A 21,055-nucleotide genomic window follows, 5' to 3' on the forward strand; every position below is an offset into this window, starting at 1 on the left:
AGCGCCCTTTATTTATACTTTATGTTTGAGCATGCGCTCTTTTTCACGAGCCCAGTCACGGTCTTTAATGGCGTCTCGTTTATCGTGTGCCTTCTTACCTTTGGCAAGGTGAATCTCAAGCTTGACCCAGCATTTTTTCCAGTACATTGCAGTAGCAACAATGGAATAGCCTTCTCGCTCGGACTTGCCAATGAGTGTATTGAGCTCGCGTTTCTTTAACAGCAAGCGACGGGTGCGCTCTGGATCGTTAATAACGTGCGAAGAAGCGCTATGCAAAGGTTGAATACGTGAACCAAGCAAGAAGGCTTCGCCGTCTTTTAAGATCACGTAACTGTCAGCAATATTAACTTTGCCTTGCCGTATACTTTTAACTTCCCACCCTTGTAACTCAAGACCCGCTTCAAACTTGTCTTCTAAGAAGTACTCGTGGCGAGCCTTTTTATTCAAGGCTATGGTACTAGGAGGTGATTTTTTTGATTTCATGCACCCATTATACCTTTTGCTGCGTAACAGAAAAGGGGAAAAGAATACTTTCAATGGTATAAAGTATGCTTAGCTCAAGGTAGAATGCTTGCTTCCTTTGTAAAGTTGTAGATTTAGGACTGTACCATGTCTCGAATTGAACGGAGCGCACTTGTGCCTTACAGCGCTCATCAAATGTTTCAGTTAGTGAATGACGTTGCACGTTACCCAGAGTTTGTTCCAAATTGTGAAGCATCGCGGGTAATAAGTGCCACAGAAAAAGAAATTGTTGCTGAGCTTTCAATTAGTAAAGCGGGTATTAGTCATGCGTTTACTACGCGCAACACACTTCACGAGCCACACCAAGTCCAGCTTGAGCTTGTGAATGGCCCATTTAAGCGCCTAACGGGTTATTGGGAATTTAAGTCACTGGCCGACGATGCTTGCAAAGTAACCTTGCGCCTTGACTTTGAGTTCTCTAGTAAGCTGTTACAGTTTGCTTTTGGTAAAGTGTTCAATGAACTAACAACGCGTATGGTTGACGCTTTCGCACAGCGGGCACGGCAGGTATACGGTCATGAGTCAAAATAATATTAGTATTGAAGTGGTGTATGGCACCCCTGAGCGGCAAAAAATACTGAGTATTCACGTGCCGCCAGAAACAACGGTGGCAGAAGCCATAGAGCTTTCCGGTATGCAGCGCTACTTTCCTGAAATGAAAGTGGAAAAAAATCGTGTGGGCATTTGGAATCGCACGTGCAAGCTAACCGACACGGTGAAGAATAATGATCGCATTGAAATTTACCGCCCACTTATTGCGGACCCTAAAGAAAACCGGCGCCGACGTGCTGAGCGAGCGAAACAAGAAGGCAGAGCAGACCAAGTAACCGGTGGACGGCCAGAGCGCAGAGGAAGTGAGTCATGAAGTTGTATGTAATGCGTCACGGAGAAGCAATACCACCTCAGGGAGGCTTTGGCATGCCCGGTGCAGATGCAGCACGCGTCTTGTCTGAAGCGGGCCACGAGGAAGCTCGGAAAGCCACAGAATGGCTACAAACCCATGAACGCAAAATAGACCTAGCCATAGTGAGCCCTTATGTGCGTGCCCAGGAAACCTTTTCCCATGTGGCGAACGCGATGCCAATTGAAGTTATTGAAGAAAGCAACGATGTCACCCCCGAAAGTGATGCAGAAGAATTTGCCGGTGTGCTGTTAGCTCGACTGCAAATTGAGCCGGCGGAGTCTATTTTAGTCGTGTCGCACATGCCCTTTGTTTGCTATTTAGTGAGCTATTTAGACACGCGTATTCAGCCTCCTTTATTTCCAACAGCAGGCATTGCAGTGCTGGACTTAGAACCCTTAGCTATGAGTGGGTTTTTAGAAACATTTTATCGCGAATCAGAGCATTAAGAGAGTTCATCCATGAGCAGTGAAAGCAAAGACAAAATAGAGAACCTACGCACCATAGGCGACTGGCAAAGGTATATTGCGTCGCAGTTACACCAAGCTGAGATTTGGTTTGGCCATGGCGCAATGAATGGCTGGGAGGAAGCTGATTTGTTGCTTTCAGAGCTAACGCATATTCATCATAGTGAACTTTCATCTTACCTGGCCTGCCGTTTAGCTCAGCATGAGCGACAACAACTGGCAGAGTGGTTAACACTGCGCTTGGAAAAGCGTATTCCTGCGGCCTACTTGGTCAATAGAGCTTGGTTTGCTGGACTGCCTTTTTATGTGGATGATCGCGTCTTGGTACCACGCTCGCCTATTGCTGAGTTAATTGAGAATAAGTTTTCACCTTGGTTGAAAGAGCAGCCTCAACAAATTCTAGATTTATGTACAGGCTCCGCCTGCATCGCGATTGCTTGTGCTCACGCCTTTCCAAGCGCCATCGTCCATGCCAGTGATATTTCCACCGATGCGCTTGCGGTAGCAGAAATAAATGTAGCTCATCATGGGCTTGAAGAGCAGGTGGCTTTGTTCGAGTCCGATGGTTTTAAACGCCTACCAGAAACCCAGTACGACTTGATAGTCACAAACCCGCCCTATGTGGATGCCGAAGACATGGCTGACTTGCCTGAGGAGTACCACTTCGAACCTGAGCTAGGTCTTGCCGCCGGTGACGATGGACTTGATTTAGTACGGGACATTCTACGCACGAGCCCAGACTATTTAACACCAAATGGTGTGCTGATTTGTGAAGTTGGTAATAGCTGGGTGCACATGGCTGAGCTGTGGCCTGAAGTGCCTTTTGTTTGGCTGTCCTTTGAACGTGGTGGTGATGGTGTATTTGCTATCACTCGGGACGATTTAATTACTTGGCAAGCCGCATTCACTGCATAAGGGCCTGCATACTCTTTTAACCTTTAGGGGGAAGTTATGGCCGGAAACACCTTTGGCACCCTATTTACTGTCACCACAAGTGGTGAAAGCCACGGACCTGGATTAACTGCGATCATCGACGGGTGTCCACCAGGTATTGAACTTACCACAGCAGACTTACAAGCGGAGCTTGATCGCAGAAAACCAGGACAAAGTCGCTACACCACGGCACGCCGAGAGGCCGATGAGGTAGAAATACTTTCAGGCGTATTTGAAGGCAAAACAACAGGCACGCCGATTGCTTTACTCATCCGTAATACGGACCAACGAAGTCGCGACTACTCCAACATTAAAGACCTATATCGGCCTGGCCACGCCGACTACACCTATGATCAAAAATATGGTGTGCGCGATTACCGAGGCGGTGGCAGGGCGTCTGCACGAGAGACTGCCATGCGTGTGGCGGCTGGCGCCATTGCAAGAAAATATTTAGCGAAACAGGGTATTCGAATACAAGCGGGTATGACCCAAATGGGAACCATTATTGCTGAGCAGTATGACTTTGCAGCAGCCCAAAATAACGCTTTTTTCTTTACCGACAGTAGTAAGTTAGACCAATTAGACGCGTCTATTCGGGAGCTTTTAAAAGCAGGGGACTCGGTTGGAGCGCGCATTCGCGTGGTGGCTTCAGGTGTGCCTGCAGGGTTAGGCGAGCCCGTCTTTGATCGCCTCGATGCAGACATTGCCAAAGCATTAATGAGTATTAATGCGGTCAAAGCTGTGAGCATGGGCGATGGTTTTGATGTGGCGGCGCAACGAGGCAGCACCCATCGCGACGCGATGACGCCAACGGGCTTTAGCAGTAACCACGCAGGTGGTGTACTGGGCGGCATTAGTTCTGGGCAAGAGCTGATAGCCGACTTGGCCTTAAAGCCAACTTCTAGCATTACCATTCCAGGCAATACCATTAATAGGGCGGGTGAAGCACAGCAGGTAAGCACCAAGGGACGGCACGACCCCTGTGTTGGCATACGAGCAGTACCGATTGCTGAAGCCATGGTGGCTTTAGTGCTGATGGACCACCTATTACGCCAGCGAGCACAAAACGCAGAGGTGCAACCGATAGGCTATCAAATACCATGACAACAACAGGTATAACGAAGCAAGAAACAATGCGTTTACGTTGGGCGTATTTTGGCTACTTTGCAGTGTTAGCCATGATTATGCCTTATTTGGCGGTGTTTCTGGATGCGTTAAACTTTACCTCTCGTGAAATTGGCGAGCTTATAGCTATTGCCACTATGCTGCGGATTGTTGGTCCCCCCGCATGGGCCATGTACTGTGACTTAAAGGGCAAGCGACTACCTGCTATTCGGTTGGGAGTGTTTGTCACCCTGGGGCTTTTTTTAGCGTTAAGCCAGGTCACCAGCTTTGCTGGCGTGGCGCTTATTATGGCGCTTATAAGTCTGTTTTGGTCGGCTATTCTGCCTCAGCTTGAAGCGGTCACATTGAATACCCTAGGCCAAGAGCAACACAAGTACAGCGGCATACGAGCGAGTGGTAGCTTAGGGTTTATTGTGGTCGCAGTTGTGGCTGCGTGGCTCATTGATTGGGGTGGGAAAACCAGTTTTCCATTGCTCGCTGCAGCGTTGATGTTGCCCTTGGCCATTTCAGTTGTGCGCCTTCGAGAGCAGGTGCAAGAGCCTCAGCAAGCCAAAACGGGGCCAACTTCAAAAATAATGCACAACATTTTAAAGCGACAATTCCTTGCATTTATGGCAGCGAATATTCTTTTGCAGCTGAGCTTTGCGCCTTTTTATGCGTTTTTCGCCTTGTACCTAACTCAGCTCGGCTACGCTCCTTTCACCATAGGGACTATTTTGGCACTGGGGGTTGTAGCAGAAGTGGTCATGTTCATTGTCGCAAGCAAATTACTGGTACGTTTTCGGTCATCGAGAGTGCTCGCAGTGTGCCTTGGTTTAACCGCATTACGTTGGTGGTTGGTGGCCGACCTTGCCATGGTGTGGTGGGTCTTGGCCCTGTCGCAATTGTTGCATGCCTTTAGTTTTGCACTGCAGCATAGTGCCGCCATGAAATTCTTGCATCGCCACTTTCCGAAGTCGCAGCAGGGCCGCGGGCAAGCTATTTATATTAGCGTTGCTTGGGGCGGTGGCGCGGCCATTGGTGCTTGGGTGTCCGGCATTACCTGGCAAGAAGGTGCTGGCGCCTCTTTTACCTACACGCTTGCTGCAGTGGCAGCACTTATCGGCATGTTCTGCGCGTTTGGGATTGCGCGAGAAAAAGCAGAGCAATGAGATTATCCGACCTAAGTGTGCGGTCGGCGGGCTGACCTGCGCTAGTAGTTATCCATTAAATTTAAGATAATCAAAACATAGAATAATTTTAATCAATCAACTTGGGGCAACTGAATGCGACATCCAGTTCATTTTGTACTTCACTTGCTTGTTTGGGTGCTTCTCACTACAACAAGCTTTGTTGGCTCGCAGGCATGGGCAGAAACGCAGGTTTCACCGCGTCCATTAACTGTGACAGATATCATGAAATTCCGTGAAATTAAGCAGCAGGTCTGGAGTGAGTCCGGGCACGTGTATGCTTATAGCGCAGTGCCAGACCGGGGTGACGCAACAGGGTATGTTGTGCGTTTAAATGACACAGATAATACGCCAGCCAAGGAATTTACGGTGGTGCGCGGTACACGCGCAAAAATCACCAAAAATGGTGGTTTTGTTGCCTTTCTTCAACAGCCAACGTTGCTTGCCCGAGAGCAGGCAAGTTCGCCAAAAGAACGCCGGGCTTTAGCTCAGCACGCGGTCTTAGTGAATACCCAGACGGGTGAGCAAAGAGTATTTGAAAATATTGAGTCATTTGACTTTACCGGTGACGATGCCAGCCTTGTTCTCCTTGAAAAGAAAAGTTCAGATGCCGATGACGACGCAGGCCAACGCCTTATTTATGTGAACTTAACCAGTGGAGCGCAGCGCCATGTTCCTAATATTGCCCAGTACCAAGTGGCTGAGCAAGGCCCTCGTATTGCTTTGCTAACGCAAGCGAGCGACAACACACCAGGCCAAGTGCTGGTTCGAAACACACAAAACCATTCGCAATTAGTACTGCATGAAAATGTTGGTCATGCAAAGGCAGTGTTTGCTTTCGATAGCAAGGGAACGCGCTTAGCAATGGCGACTGGAGCCGCTGACAGCGAGAAAGACGCCAGCAGCCGTATACTTTCCTTGTGGCAGTATGGTGAAGGTTTACAGCAACGTCCTTTAAATGAAGCGGGTTGGCAGGTTTCAGAGCATACGTCACTACGCTGGATTTTAGATGATGCGGCCTTCGTGTTTGGAACTCGTCCAATGGCAGAAGCTGCGACAACTGAACTTGGCAAACCAGAAACAGAAGACGACTTGTACAGCTTAGAGCGCATTCTGAGTGACCGTACCTTGCAAGTATGGCATGGAGAAGACGACCGCATTATGCCTCAACAGCGGGTATTGCAAAAGCGTTTGGCTCGGGCAACAGCCGACGTTGTTTACTGGATTGAAGAAGACCGCATGGTGCGTATTAGCGACAACACAGAATACAGTGTTCGTATAGATGCCGAAAATACGTCGGCCTTGTTGTTCGATGCTACCCCATACCTGCGTGAATACACTTGGAATGGGTCGTACCTCGACCTATACCATGTCAATTTAAAAACGGGTGAAAAACAAAAAGTAGCAAGTCGTTTACCCTATTCGTGGGCACAAGGCAGTGTGTCGCCGAATGGTCGCTATGTTGCCTATGTTAACAACGAAAAGCTGCACGTATTTGACAGTGCAACAGGCTCTTCACGTCAGGTCGCAAGCAAAGTTGACACCGTGTGGGTCGACGAGTTGCAAGATCGTCCAAGTGAAGCTTCAGCCTATGGCTTTGGTGGTTGGTTGGCCGACAGCACGGGCTTTTATGCCTACGATCGATATGATATTTGGTTGGTGACTCCCCTAGACACAGCACTCAATATTACCTTAGGTCAGGGGCGAGCTAACCAAACTTCGTACCGTATTGAAAAGAAAGCAGAAGGACATTACCGAGCAGGCGAGCCCTTACTCGTAAAAAGCTTTCACGATCGCTTAAAAACGTCGGGCTTTCACCGTTTAAACGCAGTAATGGGTGAGCTTGAAAACTTGCGCGCTGGCAAGAAAACCTACCGATTAGCAAAACAGTTCCCTGCAAGTCAGCGGGTGTACTTTACAGAGCAAGACTTCCGCCAGTTCCCGAACATGTTAGTGGCCGACACAAACTTAACGGCACCTGTGCAAGTAACCGATGTAAACCCACAGCAAAGCGAGTTTATATGGGGAACGGCTGAGTTGGTCGAGTGGGAGAGCCAAGTTGGGGAAACCTTACAAGGGGTACTTCTGAAGCCGGATAACTATGATCCAAACCGGGCCTACCCAATGGTGGTGTACTATTATGAGAAGTTCTCACAGCGGGTATATCAGTACAACCAAATGAAGGTGAACCACCGTCCGAACTTCCCTTTTTATTTAGGGCAAGATTACCTTGTATTTCTGCCAGACATTCATTTCCGCTTAGGTGCACCAGGTCCAAGTGCTACCGAGTCGCTGGTACCCGCCATGGAAATGTTGATTGAGCAGGGCATTGCAGACCCGAAGGCAATTGGTTTGCATGGGCACAGCTGGTCGGGCTATCAAACCGCTTTTGTGGTAACAGAAACCGATATGTTTGCCGCTGCTGTTTCTGGTGCGCCTGTTTCGAATATGACCAGTGCCTACAGTGGAATTCGCTGGCAAAGTGGTTTGGCGCGTCAGTTCCAATATGAGCGTGGGCAAAGCCGAATTGGCGAAAGCCTGGTTGAGAATTTAGATGCATACATTAAGAACTCGCCGGTTTTCTTTGCCGATAAAATTAATACACCTATGCTGATTCAATTTGGTGACAAGGATGGTGCAGTTCCTTGGGAGCAGGGCATTGAATACTACCTAGCGCTGCGTCGACAAGATAAACCTGTGGTTATGTTACAATACGAAGGTGAACCGCATCATCTACAAAAGTATGCAAATAAAGTTGACTACACACTGAAAATGCTCGAGTTCTTCGACCACTACTTGAAAGGCGCAGAAGCCCCTCAGTGGTGGACAGACGGGCTGGAGTTTCAGGTTTACGAATAAGTGAGTTTTTTACTTGAATCGAATGACCACAACGTATCACGTGAGTGACTTAGCGGCGTTATTTAACGCCGCTTTTCTTCCTACAGAAAACACCATTCTTTGCGGTGGCTACTCAGAGCCTGTGTATTTACCTGCCACGAATAAGTACCCCCATCATCGCATTTGCTTTACCCAAGACTACTTTCGCTCCGCGCTGCATGAAATAGCCCATTGGTGCGTGGCCGGAAAGGTACGTCGGCAGTTATTAGATTATGGCTACTGGTACTTTCCAGATGGCCGTGACCAAGCTCAGCAAGAAGCATTCGAGGCAGTTGAAGTAAAGCCGCAAAGTTATGAGTGGCTATTGAGTTTAAGTGCAGGGCACCCATTTGAAGTGAGTTTAGATAATCTGAGTGGCACCGCGGTACCTGACCGGTTTGCGTTCACTGAAAAAGTGATTCTACAAACCCTGACATTGTTCTCAGATGAAAGCGCACAGCTACCCGATAGGCTAGCAACCTTTTGCCAACAGCTGCAGAAGAAGTACCATCAGCCTGCTCTTACGCGTCAACGTGTGGTGCAAGAAGGGCGGCGTCTGTTGGATAGAATTGACCCTAAGCGGGCAGTGCATCAGTTTAAAGGAGTATTACCATGCAACGATTTCGTTTTGGCTTAGTTGTTAACCCTTATGCCGGCATTGGCGGCTCGGTGGCTTTAAAGGGCAGCGACGGCGCTGAAATTCGCCAGGAAGCCCTTGCTCGAGGAGCAGAGCAGAAATCGGCAAAGCGCACCTCCAAAGCATTGCAAGAGCTTCAGGCGCTGGCAGGACAAATAGACTGGCTTACCGCGGGTGGCGACATGGGTGAAAAAGTATTGACTGAGCTTGGTTATACTCCGCAAGTTTGCTATCAGCCGAAACAAGCCCAAACGGAAGCAAGCGACACCCAAGCCGCTATTCAGGTGCTTCTTGAAGAAGGTGTTGATGTGCTTATTTTTGCTGGAGGCGACGGTACCGCAAGAGATGTGTATGCCGTTATGGGAGAGAACACAACACCCGTAGTTGGTATTCCTGCAGGGGTGAAAATTCACTCGGGTGTGTATGCAATTACCCCGAAGGCTGCAGGGCATGTATTAAAGCAAATGATGACAGGTGAGCTCACCACACTGCGCGCTGCTGACGTGATGGACATTGATGAAACAGCATTTCGTGAAGGCGTCGTCCGTGCTCGTCGATTTGGCGAATTAAATGTACCCGGTGAGCTTGAGTATATGCAGGCGGTAAAAATAGGTGGGCAAGAAAGCAGCGAACTGGTTCTTGACGAAATTGCCGCAGATGTAGTGGAGGGCATGGACGATGATGCGCTTTACATTATGGGATCGGGTTCAACAGTCGCTGTTATAATGGACGAGCTTGGCTTAGAAAACACCTTACTCGGTGTCGACTTAGTTGCGGGTGGTGAACTTATACACCAGGACGCCACGGCTAAGGACATTGAAGCGGCACTTGCAGACTACCCAAGCGCGTACCTTGTGGTGACCTTGATTGGTGGCCAAGGGCACATATTTGGCCGCGGTAACCAGCAGCTGTCGCCGGCAGTTATTCGCGCTATTCCGAGAGACAATATGATTGTGGTGGCAACCAAAGAGAAACTGACAGCGTTGAATGGGCGTCCACTGATTGTGGACACAGGAGATAGTGAGCTCGATCAGGAATTGGCTGGTTTTATCGCAGTAACCACGGGTTACCACGACAAAACCATGATGCGTATTGCGTCGTTAGACTAAGCAGTTAAAACTGTGAAACAGGTAAACGGAGAATGATGCCGTCGAGTTCTTCGGTCATTTTGATTTGGCAACTCAGGCGGCTGTTGTCCATTGGATCACGGGCCACGTCGATCATACTTTCTTCTAGGTCGTCTGCGGGTGGCAGTTTATCAAACCAAGCTTCATCTACATACACATGACAGGTAGCACACGAGCTAACACCGCCGCATTCACCGACAACACCGTCGATCATGTTGTCCGTGGCAGCTTCCATGAGGCTTTGGCCAACACTGACTTCAACTTCATATTCGCCACCATTGGCTTCGATAAATACTGCTTTAGGCATTTTATTTCCTTTATAAAAGTTCGCTAATGTTTCAGCTGTACTGAAGTGCTATGATTAAGACATGTTATTTTACCATAGTGGAGCTGTTCTAGCAGCCGTAAGGGAAGGAGAAATCATGTCTCAACTTGAACACCGCGAATACTTTGTGTCCTGGGAAGAGTTACATCGGGCAACACGGGAGCTGGCTCGTCGGCAGTTACCTGTTGAACAATGGCGCGGCATTATAGCTGTTAGTCGGGGAGGCTTGGTGCCTGGAGCTATTATGGCACGGGAGTTAAACCTACGTGTGGTGGACTCCGTATGTGTCAGTTCCTATGAATTTCAAACTCAAAAGAAAGAACCGACTATGCTGAAAGACACCCAAGCCACAGAAGACGGTGAAGGCTTTTTGGTCGTGGACGATTTAGTGGATACAGGCAATACCCTGAAGTTTCTCCGTGAGCGTTTACCGAAAGCTAAGTTTGTCACTGTATATGCCAAGCCTGCCGGCTTACCCTACGTGGATGAGCATATAGCCGATATAGAGCAAGATACGTGGATACACTTCCCTTGGGATATGCACTTGCATTACATTGACCCTATTGCTGGCGCAGAAACTTAATGGCAAGCAAAACGACAAAGGACGGCCTGTTTAGGCTGTCCTTTGTACTTCGCTTTTATACATGCTGGTCAAATAAAATAGCATTGCCGTCGGGGTCAAGCACTGCGAAGCTGCCCGGGCCAGCGTCACCTTGAAGGTTTTCTTGGACCGTTTTCATTCCTTGAGCCTTGAACGTTTGATGCAATGCTCTTATGTCGTCAAAGTCTGAAAGCGGGTTTGCCCCTTGGTCCCAACCCGGGTTGAAGGTCAGAATATTGTCTTCAAACATACCTTGAAAAAGCCCTATGTTGGTATCACCATTTTTCATAATGACAAAGTGATGCTCTGGGTTTCCTGCATACACCTCGAAACCTAATTTTTTATAAAAAGCCTGTGAAACGGCTAAATCCTTAACCGCTAAGCTCACCGAGAAACAACCAATTTTCATAATAGTCCCCTTTACTGACTAGGTGTGAAAGCGCTGATGCAACGCATAAACTTGGTCTAATAGGCTAGGCACTGGACCTGTAGCGACGATGCCAGGCACAATGTCTGAGATTGGTAAGGTGTTGACCGGGGCACTTGGCAGGCCAAACTCGTTCAGCCAGGCCGCGAGTTGCGCTGAAGAGCTAATATATACTATGTTGCCCAGTCCAACCCAGCCATGTGCCGCAGCACACATAGGGCAATGCTCGGTCGAGGTATATACAGTGGCTGCAGCTCGCTCCGTTGGTGTTAGGTTGTTAGCGGCCCAACGAGCAATTTCAAACTCCGGGTGGCGTGTCTTATCACCAGAGCCTACTCGGTTGTGATCTTCAAAACGTACTTTGCCAGTCGCATCTACGAGTACAGAGCCGAAAGGCTCATCGCCACGCTCCAGGGCTATTTCGGCTAATTCAATACAACGTTGCAAATAAGCCAGGTCGTGCTCAGTCATGGGAAGTCACTCCATAGGTGTACGTATTTATCTGATTTGTTTTGATATGCTATCAGCCTTGTAAGAGTAAGTATGGACAGAAAAGGTGGGAGTGTACATTGCACATAGGAATATTGACGGTTTCAATAACCTTGCCTGGCTGTGGTTCATTAAAAGAAAAGCGACAGCGTTTAGGGGGCTTGCATGAACGGTTTGGGCGAAGCCCTTCGGTGGCTGTCTGCGAAAGTGGTGGGCGCGACAGGCATGACGCCAGCGAGTGGTCGTTTGTGGTTGTGGCAGGCGCACGACGTGACGTCGAGTCCCAATGCAGTCAAATAGAAGACAAGTTGGTACGCACTATTGACGGGCGTATACTGAACATCAACCGCGAGTTTCTTTAATCAGCGGAGCAATATGCCACGCAAGTACGACAAGAGGCAACCTAGTACGAGCAAGCGGGGGTTACCTCTGTGTCAGCATTTATTATCAATAATAAATATAAAATGTCAGGTGCGCAGGAGCCAGTGACCTTCATGGATGCTTTGCGTGAAATTCATGCAGCATCAGATTGAGTTCTTGAGCGCTCGGTCGAGATTGCCTACAATACGGCACTTTTTTACTTCTGCAGGAGTTCCCATGACAGATTCTCAAACACGCCCTGAGTTACCCGATCATTTATCGATTCACCCACGCAGCCCGCATTATGTAGAAGAAGTGTTCAAGCATAATGTTGGAATAAAACTTAACGGGAAAGAGCGTAACGACGTTGAAGAGTACTGTATTAGTGAAGGCTGGGTGAAGGTTGCGGCGCCAAAGGCGTTAGACCGTCGAGGACAGCCTTTATTGATTAAGCTAAAAGGAGCGGTGGAAGCCTTTTATACTGAGTAAGGCGTTTGCTTTAGATAAGAGAAAAGAAGCCCCAAAGTGTTGCTATGCGCTTTTGGGCTTCTTTTTATAGGCGAATTAAAGGCCTTTTAAATAGCTGACGACATCCTCGATAGGCATTTTTACTTTTTCACTGCTATTGCGTGCAGTGTATTCAACGGCTTTTTCGTCAAGGTTACGCTCACCAATCACAATGGTGTGTGGAACACCGACGAGCTCCATGTCGGCGAACATCACACCAGGCCGCTCTTTGCGGTCGTCAAACAGGACGTCGAAGCCTGCCGCCTGAAGTTCAGAGTACAGGTTTTCGGCTACTTCTTTTACCCGTACCGACTTGTGCATGTTCATTGGCAAAATACAGACTTGGAAAGGGGCCGTCGCCTCAGGCCAAATAATGCCTTTGTCGTCGTGGTGCTGTTCGATGGCTGCAGCCACAATGCGTGAAACACCAATACCGTAGCAGCCCATCGCTAGATTTTGGCTTTTGCCGCTTTCATTGAGCACACTGACCTTCATGGCGTCACTGTAGGTTGTGCCTAGCTGAAATATATGACCCACTTCAATGCCGCGGGCAATACGCACAGTGCCTTTACCACAAGGGCTTGGGTCACCTTCCACGACATCGCGTAAGTCTTCTACCTCGGTGCAGGCAGCGTCACGTTCCCAATTGACACCAAAATAATGATAACCGTCGTCGTTTGCGCCGGTCACAAAGTCGCTTAATACAGCTGCACTGCGGTCGACAATGGTGCGTAACTTCAGCCCCACCGGGCCAAGTGAGCCAGGGCCCGCCCCTACGGCTGCCTGAATTTCTTCTTCGGTGGCAAACACAAGAGGTGAAAGTACGCCTTTTATTTTTGCTGCTTTAATTTCGTTTAAGCTATGGTCGCCTCGAATAACAAGCGCGACGAGCGTCGGCTCCCCATGGTCGTCTGTACCGTGCACAATTAAGGTCTTCACGGTTTGCTCAATGGCCACATTAAATTGGCTCACTAGGTCGTCAATGGTTTTTACATTCGGCGTTGCTTGTTTATTTAGCTCTTGTGTAGCTTCATCGCGCGGTGTGCTAGGTGCCACAGCTTCGGCAAGCTCCACGTTGGCGGCGTAATCGGATTCGGTGCTGAAGGCAATGGCGTCTTCACCTGAGCTTGCCAACACATGGAACTCATGCGACATATCGCCGCCGATGGAGCCTGTGTCTGCAATAACCGGGCGGAAGTTCAAACCTAAGCGGGTAAAAATGCGGGTGTATGCATCGTACATGGCCTGGTAAGTTTTCTCTAAGCAAGCATCAGAGGTGTGGAAGGAATAAGCGTCCTTCATAATAAACTCACGCGAGCGCATGACACCAAAGCGCGGACGAATTTCATCGCGGAACTTGGTTTGAATTTGGAATAAATTCATGGGCAGCTGTTTATAGCTACTAATCTCTTTTCGCACCAACTCACTAATCACTTCTTCATGGGTTGGTCCCAGCACAAATTCACGTTGGTGGCGGTCTTTCAAGCGTAATAACTCAGGCCCGTAGTCTTCCCAACGACCGGACTCTTGCCATAAGTCCGCGGGTTGCACCATAGGCATTAGAATCTCTAGGGCGCCGGCGGCGGCCATTTCTTCACGAACAATTTGTTCGACCTTGCGGAGCACTTTTAAACCTGTTGGTGTCCACGTATAAAGACCTGCTGCAACGCGGCGCACCATGCCGGCACGAAGCATTAACTGGTGACTCACAACCTCTGCGTTTGCAGGGTTTTCCTTTAACGTGCCAAGAAGATACTGGGTAGTACGCATGTTTATAATCTCGTTATTCGCAAATGATGCTGATCACGCTTAAGTGATAATGAAGTTCAATTCTAACAGGCTCATGCAGGGGCAGAAAGTTTTTTAGCTTTTAGACAGGCTGAACTGAAAGAACATGGCAACAAGCGCCTTGAACCTGCCATTTTATATTGAAATCGTATAACACCATGCCATAAATACGGTCGCTTTCGGCTTGTGCTTTATAGGCAGGGCGTGGGTCCTGCTGTAAAACTTCAATAATCAGTGGCTGTAAATAAGGGTAGCTACTTTTATAGTGGGCCAAAGTCAGTTGGGCTGCCTCTGTGAATTCCACTTGCAATGCATTTTTAGGTGGCTCTTGCGCAATACCTGCAGACGCATGGGGTAAAGCATCAGCGTAGGGGATATAGGGCTTTATGTCGATAATGGGGGTGCCGTGTAATAAGTCGAGCCCTGCAATTTCAAGCCGAGTTTCCTGCTTGGTATGTCTGACGTCGAGCAATTGTACGACAGACAGTCCTAGCCCATTTGGACGAAAAGTGGAGCGTGTTGCAAATACGCCCATTTTCTTATTTCCGCCTAAACGTGGAGGGCGCACTAAAGGCTGCCACCCCTTTTCCACGTTTTGATGGAATACAAATTGAAGCCATAAATGGGTGTAATTTTCGATGCCACGAAAAAGCTCAGGCTGCGAATAGGGTGTGTGCATAACAATAGCACCTCGAGCACTGTTTACTAGGCCAGGTTGTCGAGGTATTGCAAACTTTTCACGGTAGGGTGATTCAATAATACCAAGAGGCTCAATAGAGTAGTTCACGGTTATATCCACTGATTGAGAGGGTATAACTAAAATAGCCCGGGAATAAGCCGGGCTATTTTAGTTTAGGTGGTTTACTAAGACTTAATTAAAAAGTCGTCTTTGCTGCCGCCCGCGTCAATAGCTCGCTGAATAGGTCGCGGATTACGGCCTTGACCTGTCCATGTTTTACGCTCGCCATTGTCGTCGATATATTCATACTTAGGTGGGCGCGGGGCACGTTTACGTGCAGGCTTAGTGCCCGCATTAGCAATTGCTTGCCCAAGAATGTCTTCTGCATCTAAACCAGCGGCTTCCATTTCACGGCGAATGCGCTCAATATGAACTTGTTTCTCTTGTTCAATACGCATTTGCTCAGCTTCTTCTTCCTCGCGCTGGGCAATAACACCGTCTAGTTTAACTGCAACTTCTTTTAGCTCTGCTACGGAAAGGTCTTTAGTAGCAGCATTAAGGCGACGAGCATGTGTCAGTATATCGATAAATGTTGACATAAGTGTTCCTGTATAAAGTAAGTTGCGGTGGTTAATAAAGAATGGTTGGCAGGCTTTGGTGTAGTTTAAATAAAGCCTAGCAGGTGGATATTCATTTATATAGCCACGAGTACATAATAATTCATAACAAGATAAAGCCTAAAAGACTTAATTTGTAATAATACCTTAAACTATAACGAGAGTAATAAACAAATAAAATTTGAAAGGAAATCTCTAATTAAGAAAAAGATTACAAAATAGACACACTCGATATGCGATGTGGACTAGCATAGTAAGCTTGGCTTTTAGATGCACTAACGAGATTGAGCGTTGGACTCTAATTCTTTAATACGGACTTCTAATGCATTTATCCGCTCAGACAACTCTTTTTTCGTGGGAGAACCGCTCGTAAACTTGGAGATAATGTCATCGAGCCCTGTAATAGCTGTAAACACGACAAAAGCGATGCCAATATAAACAGCCCATTGAATCAAGGTTGCTGGTTCCATTCGAATAGCTCCTTTGTGAATAGAATGAGTTTGAGTATTTATAGCATACTCTTGGGCTGGATTGTTTTGCCCTTTCCTTCATTAGGCTAAGTCTTCATACTAAAGTAACCAACCGGTTTGTGCCCTTCATTGTGAAGCGAGAGACTGGTGGCAGTATGATGACAAGTAGGGGGCATACACCACCTGCTAAGCGTGAAAGCAAGAGAGAAACCCTATGAAATTAACTATGTACCAGGTCGATGCTTTTGCAGAGCAAGTATTTGAAGGAAACCCGGCTGCAGTTTGCCCGTTAGACTGCTGGCTTGATGATTGTGTTTTGCAAGCAATAGCCGAAGAAAATAACGTGTCAGAAACAGCTTTTTTTATACCCGCAGGCGATGCTTTTGAACTCCGCTGGTTTACGCCAGTGGAGGAAGTGGACTTGTGTGGACATGCTACCTTAGCAGCAGCGCATGTACTTTTTAAGCACATGCGCTACGAAAAGTCTCAGTTAACCTTTCTGACGCGCAGTGGGGAACTGGTTGTGCGTAAACACGAGGTAGGCTATAGCATGAACTTCCCAGCCGCGCCTGTCGCTGCTTGTGTCGCACCCGACGCACTGATCGCAGGCCTTGGACATACTCCAAATGAACTCTTGGCTGGCTTTGACTACGTGGCCGTATATAGCACAGAAGAAGAAATACAGGCGTTAACGCCTGACTTCACTAAGTTGCAAAACATAGGCTTACGTGGCGTGGTGGCAACAGCTCCGGGCAAAGAGGCGGACTTTGTTAGCCGTTGTTTTTTCCCGAAACTGCGGGTAAATGAAGACCCTGTAACCGGTTCAGCCCATTGTGAACTTGCTCCCTTGTGGGCCGAGCGCTTGGGCAAAAATACATTAATAGCACGGCAGCTTTCGAAACGCTCTGGAACTCTTCGCTGTGAAATAAGGGGCGACAGGGTTATGCTGGTTGGCAATGCTGCCGATTACATGCAGGCAGAGATTCAACTACCTTAGACCTTGCAGTTAGCGAATGCTGCAATAAGAAAGGCGCACCGGTTGAGTGCGCCAATGTCTTTTGCTTCCTAGCCGTTACATATTCGGATAGTTCGGGCCACCTGTTCCTTCTGGCGTTACCCAGCGGATATTTTGGCTTGGGTCTTTAATATCACAGGTTTTACAATGAATGCAGTTTTGCGCATTTATTTGGAAGACTTTTTCCCCATTATCCTGCTCTACCACTTCGTATACACCTGCAGGGCAATAGCGCTGTGCGGGCTCGGCGTATTTCACCAAGTTCACGCTAATAGGAATGCTGGCGTCTTTTAGCTGTAAATGACAGGGTTGGTCTTCTTCATGGTTTGTGTTGGAAAGGTACACGGAACTGTTACGATCGAAGCTGATGGTATTGTCCGGCTTGTCGTACTGAATAGGTTTAGCTTGGTCCGCTAACTCCATGCCTTCGTGGTCTGGGCGGTTGTCTTTAATGGTGAAAGGCAACTTACCACCAAACCAATTTTGGTCGATGGTATTATAAGCGCCGCCCATAAAGGTGCCGAATTTATGCACGGCAGGTCCAAAGTTACGCGAGCGGTAAAGCTCGTCGTATAGCCAAGAAGCCTTAAAGCGTTCCTCGTGCTCCACGAGGTCTGTGTGGGCTTGGTCCGTTTGCAGGGCAGCAAAAATGCTTTCCGCAGCCAGCATACCGCTTTTCATTGCAGTATGGTTACCTTTGATTTTTGCAAAGTTGAGTGTGCCTGCTTCACAGCCGGCTAAAATAGCACCAGGCATGGTCATTTTCGGCAAACTATGGAAACCACCTTTGGTTATTGCACGAGCACCATAGCTGACACGTTTCCCGCCTTTCAGCACATTTTCAATGTTGGCATGGTGTTTAAAACGCTGGAACTCGGCAAAAGGGTTCACATGGGGGTTGGTGTAGTTTAAGTCGACAATAAGGCCAACAAACACTTGGTTGTTTTCCGCATGGTAGAGGTAACCACCGCCGCTGGCATGGCCTTCAAGTGGCCAGCCCGTGCTATGCACAACCAAACCTTCTTGGTGTTGTTCAGCAGGGATGTCCCAAATCTCTTTAAAACCAATCGCATAATGCTGCGGCGACTTGTCTTTGTTGAGCTCATATTTAGCTATCAGCTCTTTCCCAAGGTGGCCACGGCTACCTTCAGCAAAAACGGTGTAACGGGCACGTAGCTCCATACCCGGCATGTAGCTGTCTTTTTGCTCACCTGTGGCTGAAACGCCCATATCTCCGGTAATAACACCTTCAACGGCACCTGACTCGTCATAAATGACCTCGGCGGCGCTAAACCCTGGGAAGACTTCAACACCTAAAGCCTCTGCTTGTTCGGCGAGCCAGCGACACATATTACCCATACTGGTAATATAGTTACCTGTATTGTGGAAGGTTTTAGGTACCATGAAGTTGGGCAACTTGCTGGCTTTTTGTTGGCTAGCAAAAAGGAAAATATCGTCGCCTGTCACGGGGGTGTTGAGGGGGGCACCGCGCTCTTTCCAGTCGGGGAAAAGTTCTGCTAGTGCACGCGGTTCAAAGACAGCACCAGAAAGAATATGGGCGCCAATTTCTGAGCCCTTTTCGATTACGCAAATTTGTAGCTCTTTCTCTTCTTTTTGTGCCAGTTGTCCTAGTTGGCATGCGGCGCTCAGGCCCGCTGGGCCACCGCCAACAATAAGCACATCAAATTCCATACTTTCGCGTTGCATGGCTACTCCTTAAAGCTATTACGAAATAATTTGAATTGGAACTAAGCCTTCATAGCGCGTTAGTAACTCGGTCATTTCAGAGCTAGGGATAGGGCGGCTAAATAGGAAACCTTGCCCAATGATACAGCCCCGCTCCGTTAGGAAGCTCACTTGCTCTTCCGTTTCAACACCTTCAGCAACGAGTTCTAAGTCTAAACTATTGGCTAAATTAATAATGGTTTGAGTAATGGTTGCATCGTCTTTGTCGTCCGGTAGATCTTGCACGAAAGAACGATCGATTTTCAACACATTCACCGGGAAGTGTTTTAAATAAGAAAGCGAGGAATAACCCACACCGAAGTCGTCTATCGCTAAGGTCACCCCTTCTTCACGCAAGGCGTGCATAAAGTTTGTATGCGACTTGATGTTCTCGATAAACACTTGTTCGGTTAGCTCAAGTTCTAGTAAGTGACTCGGAATACCGGTTTCGTCGATAACACTTAAAATATAGTCCATTAAGTCTGGTGACTGTAGTTGCTTCCCAGATAAGTTGACCGACAGTTGTAGGTCGGACATGCCCATATCGTGCCAGCGCTTTAATTGGGTACAGGCAGTTTTTAAAACAAAGTTTGAAATAGGAATGATTAACCCCGTGTCTTCCGCCACAGGGATAAATTCGTCCGGGCCAATAATGCTGCCGTCTTCGTCAATCCAACGGACAAGAGCTTCAAGCCCGACAATACGGCGACTAGCCATATCTATTTTCGGTTGGTAATAAACCGATAAATGCTCATTTTCAACGGCTTCACGCAAGCGTTTTACCAGTTCAATTCGTGCATTAAGTTCTTCATGCAGTTTGTGGCTATAAACATGGTAAACAGAGCGGCCAAGCTCTTTGGCTCTGTATAGGGCGGTGTCGGCATTACGCATTAAGTCGTCGGGCTCTTCGTCGCTAGCTTGGTTAATGGCTAAACCAATGCTACCGCTGACGAACAATTCGTAATCTTCAATATAAAATTGCTTGTTTAAGGCTTCTAGTACGTTTTCGGCTAAATGTTCTAAGGCAGAGACAGAAGGAATGTTGACCACTGTCATGGCAAACTCGTCGCCGCCGAGACGCGCTAATAAACCCGACTCGGGCTGTAATTCAGCTAAACGTTTAGCTACGGACTTTAAAAGCTCGTCGCCGAGCGTATGGCCTAAGGCATCGTTTACGTCTTTAAAGTTATCGAGGTCGATAATGAGGGCGCCGACGCGCTTATCGGAACAGTTACAGCCTTTGAGTGCTTTTTCTAAGTGTTCGTTCAAGGCGTGACGGTTGGCTAGGCCGGTTAGTAAGTCGTGGGAAGCCAAATAAGCCATGCGCTTTTCTACACGCTCGCGCTCTTCAATTTCTATGTATAAGTCGATATTCGTGTCGGCAAGCTCTTGTGCACGTACGCGGCTTACCCCAAGCACATACAAAGACGCTGTCATTAAACCAGTCGCGCTTAGCCCAGCCAATAACACCAACAGGGGTAAATGACTGCGCATTTCACTTAAGCGTTCGGGTGAAGGCCATAGTTCAAAGTGCAGCTCTTGTTCAAACGAGTGAACTGTTGATGTGGCACGCCAGGCGTCGTAATGCTTATTTTGTCCTGCGAAGTCAAATAGCACCTTGTTGTCACTGCTACGAATTTGAAACATGGAGCCATCGGCTAAATACGTGGCCAGCGTGGCGTGTAGCAGCTGTTCAGAGTTAAGAATCGCAACATAGTAACCTTTAGGCTGCGTCGCTAAGTGAGGCGTAATAATGAGAATATCGAGAGGATTATTCTTAATAGCCCCAGCTTGAATTAAATGGCGGCTATTATGGCGTATGCTTTCAAGGGACTGGCCGGTTTGATCAGCAAAGCTAGTCCCAACAATGTCTTTGGCTAAATCTGAGGGGTAGGCAGCCTCAATGGTGCCTCGCTCGTTAACCCACAGTAAAGCGGAAAAATTTGGGTAATAAGTTTGAATAATCTCGCCTTCGTTCAGCCAGGAGTCGCCTGTACGGTTCGGAGTGTCGGCATGTTGTCGGGCAATCCAAGTGAGACCAAAAACATGGGCGCGCACTTCCTTACCTACTTCGCGTTGCAGCGACATGAGCTCGTTTTGCAAGCTAGCGCGTACTTTCTGGTTGTCTATATACCACAGCACAGAAGACGCTATGAGCGTTAATAAAAATCCAATAACACCTGCGGCAATAGCTTGGCGGAAGTGAGAGAAGTAATGCATTCGAGTCCTGTTAATCCGCTGTTAATAAAAGTAATACGATGATTACCTAAACAGCGGATTTTAGCAACCTTAAA

The 21,055-nt window shown here is 48.0% G+C and carries 23 protein-coding genes; 13 read left to right on the plus strand and 10 right to left on the minus strand.

Features of this window, described 5'->3' with window-relative positions:
* Window positions 1–12: 12 nt before the first annotated feature.
* Window positions 13–483, minus strand: a complete 471-nt coding sequence (gene smpB, locus CWE15_RS01665) for an SsrA-binding protein SmpB (protein WP_126756314.1) — start codon at window positions 481–483, stop codon at window positions 13–15.
* 126 nt (window positions 484–609) lie between these two features.
* Between smpB and CWE15_RS01670 the strand changes: the two genes are divergently transcribed.
* From CWE15_RS01670 to CWE15_RS01710, 9 genes are all read left to right on the plus strand, one after another.
* Window positions 610–1,053, plus strand: coding sequence for a type II toxin-antitoxin system RatA family toxin (locus tag CWE15_RS01670; RefSeq protein WP_126756315.1), 444 nt, complete (start codon window positions 610–612; stop codon window positions 1,051–1,053).
* Window positions 1,040–1,387, plus strand: coding sequence for an RnfH family protein (locus CWE15_RS01675; RefSeq protein WP_126756316.1), 348 nt, complete (start codon window positions 1,040–1,042; stop codon window positions 1,385–1,387). The genes CWE15_RS01670 and CWE15_RS01675 overlap by 14 nt, the downstream gene beginning before the upstream one ends.
* A complete protein-coding gene (gene sixA, locus CWE15_RS01680; protein ID WP_126756317.1) occupies window positions 1,384–1,872 on the plus strand; it encodes a phosphohistidine phosphatase SixA in 489 nt (162 codons plus the stop codon). Before CWE15_RS01675 ends, sixA begins: the two co-directional genes overlap by 4 nt.
* 12 nt (window positions 1,873–1,884) lie before the next feature.
* Window positions 1,885–2,805: a 50S ribosomal protein L3 N(5)-glutamine methyltransferase gene (gene prmB / locus CWE15_RS01685; RefSeq protein ID WP_126756318.1), complete on the plus strand. Its 921-nt coding sequence runs from the start codon at window positions 1,885–1,887 to the stop codon at window positions 2,803–2,805.
* Between the two features lie 36 nt (window positions 2,806–2,841).
* The gene (gene aroC / locus CWE15_RS01690) at window positions 2,842–3,927 is read left to right on the plus strand and encodes a chorismate synthase (RefSeq protein ID WP_126756319.1); all 1,086 of its coding nucleotides are present in this window, start codon (window positions 2,842–2,844) and stop codon (window positions 3,925–3,927) included.
* Between the two features lie 29 nt (window positions 3,928–3,956).
* Window positions 3,957–5,099, plus strand: a complete 1,143-nt coding sequence (locus CWE15_RS01695) for an MFS transporter (protein ID WP_206750088.1) — start codon at window positions 3,957–3,959, stop codon at window positions 5,097–5,099.
* 114 nt (window positions 5,100–5,213) lie between these two features.
* A complete protein-coding gene (locus tag CWE15_RS01700; protein WP_126756321.1) occupies window positions 5,214–7,976 on the plus strand; it encodes an alpha/beta hydrolase family protein in 2,763 nt (920 codons plus the stop codon).
* A gap of 22 nt (window positions 7,977–7,998) precedes the next feature.
* The gene (locus CWE15_RS01705; protein ID WP_126756322.1) at window positions 7,999–8,631 is read left to right on the plus strand and encodes an elongation factor P hydroxylase; all 633 of its coding nucleotides are present in this window, start codon (window positions 7,999–8,001) and stop codon (window positions 8,629–8,631) included.
* Complete coding sequence (locus CWE15_RS01710) at window positions 8,607–9,740, plus strand: ATP-NAD kinase family protein (RefSeq protein ID WP_126756323.1); 1,134 nt, start codon at window positions 8,607–8,609, stop codon at window positions 9,738–9,740. Before CWE15_RS01705 ends, CWE15_RS01710 begins: the two co-directional genes overlap by 25 nt.
* Window positions 9,741–9,744: 4 nt before the next feature.
* On the opposite strand, the gene CWE15_RS01715 is transcribed toward CWE15_RS01710, so the two are convergent.
* Window positions 9,745–10,065, minus strand: a complete 321-nt coding sequence (locus CWE15_RS01715) for a 2Fe-2S iron-sulfur cluster-binding protein (protein WP_126756324.1) — start codon at window positions 10,063–10,065, stop codon at window positions 9,745–9,747.
* A gap of 115 nt (window positions 10,066–10,180) precedes the next feature.
* Here CWE15_RS01715 and gpt point away from each other — a divergent pair, with 115 nt between their 5' ends.
* Window positions 10,181–10,666 (plus strand): xanthine phosphoribosyltransferase, encoded by a 486-nt coding sequence (gene gpt, locus CWE15_RS01720; RefSeq protein ID WP_126756325.1) that lies wholly within the window; start codon window positions 10,181–10,183, stop codon window positions 10,664–10,666.
* 55 nt (window positions 10,667–10,721) lie between these two features.
* Here the strand turns inward: gpt and CWE15_RS01725 are convergent, their stop codons facing one another.
* Both CWE15_RS01725 and CWE15_RS01730 read right to left on the minus strand, forming a co-directional pair.
* Window positions 10,722–11,093, minus strand: a complete 372-nt coding sequence (locus CWE15_RS01725) for a VOC family protein (protein WP_126756326.1) — start codon at window positions 11,091–11,093, stop codon at window positions 10,722–10,724.
* A gap of 18 nt (window positions 11,094–11,111) precedes the next feature.
* Window positions 11,112–11,582 (minus strand): nucleoside deaminase, encoded by a 471-nt coding sequence (locus CWE15_RS01730; protein ID WP_126756327.1) that lies wholly within the window; start codon window positions 11,580–11,582, stop codon window positions 11,112–11,114.
* Window positions 11,583–11,680: 98 nt separating this feature from the next.
* Between CWE15_RS01730 and CWE15_RS01735 the strand changes: the two genes are divergently transcribed.
* The gene (locus CWE15_RS01735) at window positions 11,681–11,962 is read left to right on the plus strand and encodes a DUF503 domain-containing protein (protein ID WP_126756328.1); all 282 of its coding nucleotides are present in this window, start codon (window positions 11,681–11,683) and stop codon (window positions 11,960–11,962) included.
* Between the two features lie 235 nt (window positions 11,963–12,197).
* Complete coding sequence (locus CWE15_RS01740; RefSeq protein WP_126756329.1) at window positions 12,198–12,449, plus strand: DUF3297 family protein; 252 nt, start codon at window positions 12,198–12,200, stop codon at window positions 12,447–12,449.
* Between the two features lie 75 nt (window positions 12,450–12,524).
* Here CWE15_RS01740 and CWE15_RS01745 read toward each other — a convergent pair whose 3' ends face one another.
* The 4 genes from CWE15_RS01745 to CWE15_RS01760 form a co-directional block, all read right to left on the minus strand.
* Complete coding sequence (locus tag CWE15_RS01745) at window positions 12,525–14,237, minus strand: proline--tRNA ligase (protein WP_126756330.1); 1,713 nt, start codon at window positions 14,235–14,237, stop codon at window positions 12,525–12,527.
* Window positions 14,238–14,337: 100 nt separating this feature from the next.
* Complete coding sequence (gene tsaA / locus CWE15_RS01750) at window positions 14,338–15,042, minus strand: tRNA (N6-threonylcarbamoyladenosine(37)-N6)-methyltransferase TrmO (protein ID WP_126756331.1); 705 nt, start codon at window positions 15,040–15,042, stop codon at window positions 14,338–14,340.
* A 77-nt stretch (window positions 15,043–15,119) separates the two neighbouring features.
* Entirely contained in the window at window positions 15,120–15,533 is a 414-nt protein-coding gene (locus tag CWE15_RS01755; protein ID WP_126756332.1) for an H-NS family histone-like protein, read from the minus strand.
* A 293-nt stretch (window positions 15,534–15,826) separates the two neighbouring features.
* On the minus strand, window positions 15,827–16,021 hold the full coding sequence (locus tag CWE15_RS01760; protein ID WP_126756333.1) for a hypothetical protein: 195 nt from the start codon (window positions 16,019–16,021) through the stop codon (window positions 15,827–15,829).
* 214 nt (window positions 16,022–16,235) lie between these two features.
* Here CWE15_RS01760 and CWE15_RS01765 point away from each other — a divergent pair, with 214 nt between their 5' ends.
* Entirely contained in the window at window positions 16,236–17,018 is a 783-nt protein-coding gene (locus CWE15_RS01765) for a PhzF family phenazine biosynthesis protein (protein WP_126756334.1), read from the plus strand.
* A gap of 75 nt (window positions 17,019–17,093) precedes the next feature.
* On the opposite strand, the gene CWE15_RS01770 is transcribed toward CWE15_RS01765, so the two are convergent.
* Both CWE15_RS01770 and CWE15_RS01775 read right to left on the minus strand, forming a co-directional pair.
* Window positions 17,094–18,743 (minus strand): electron transfer flavoprotein-ubiquinone oxidoreductase, encoded by a 1,650-nt coding sequence (locus CWE15_RS01770; RefSeq protein WP_126756335.1) that lies wholly within the window; start codon window positions 18,741–18,743, stop codon window positions 17,094–17,096.
* 18 nt (window positions 18,744–18,761) lie between these two features.
* Window positions 18,762–20,981: a putative bifunctional diguanylate cyclase/phosphodiesterase gene (locus CWE15_RS01775; RefSeq protein ID WP_126756336.1), complete on the minus strand. Its 2,220-nt coding sequence runs from the start codon at window positions 20,979–20,981 to the stop codon at window positions 18,762–18,764.
* Between the last annotated feature and the right edge of the window lie 74 nt (window positions 20,982–21,055).

It is taken from the genome of Aliidiomarina taiwanensis, from assembly GCF_003987015.1.
In the GTDB taxonomy this organism is placed as follows: Bacteria; Pseudomonadota; Gammaproteobacteria; order Enterobacterales; family Alteromonadaceae; genus Aliidiomarina; species Aliidiomarina taiwanensis.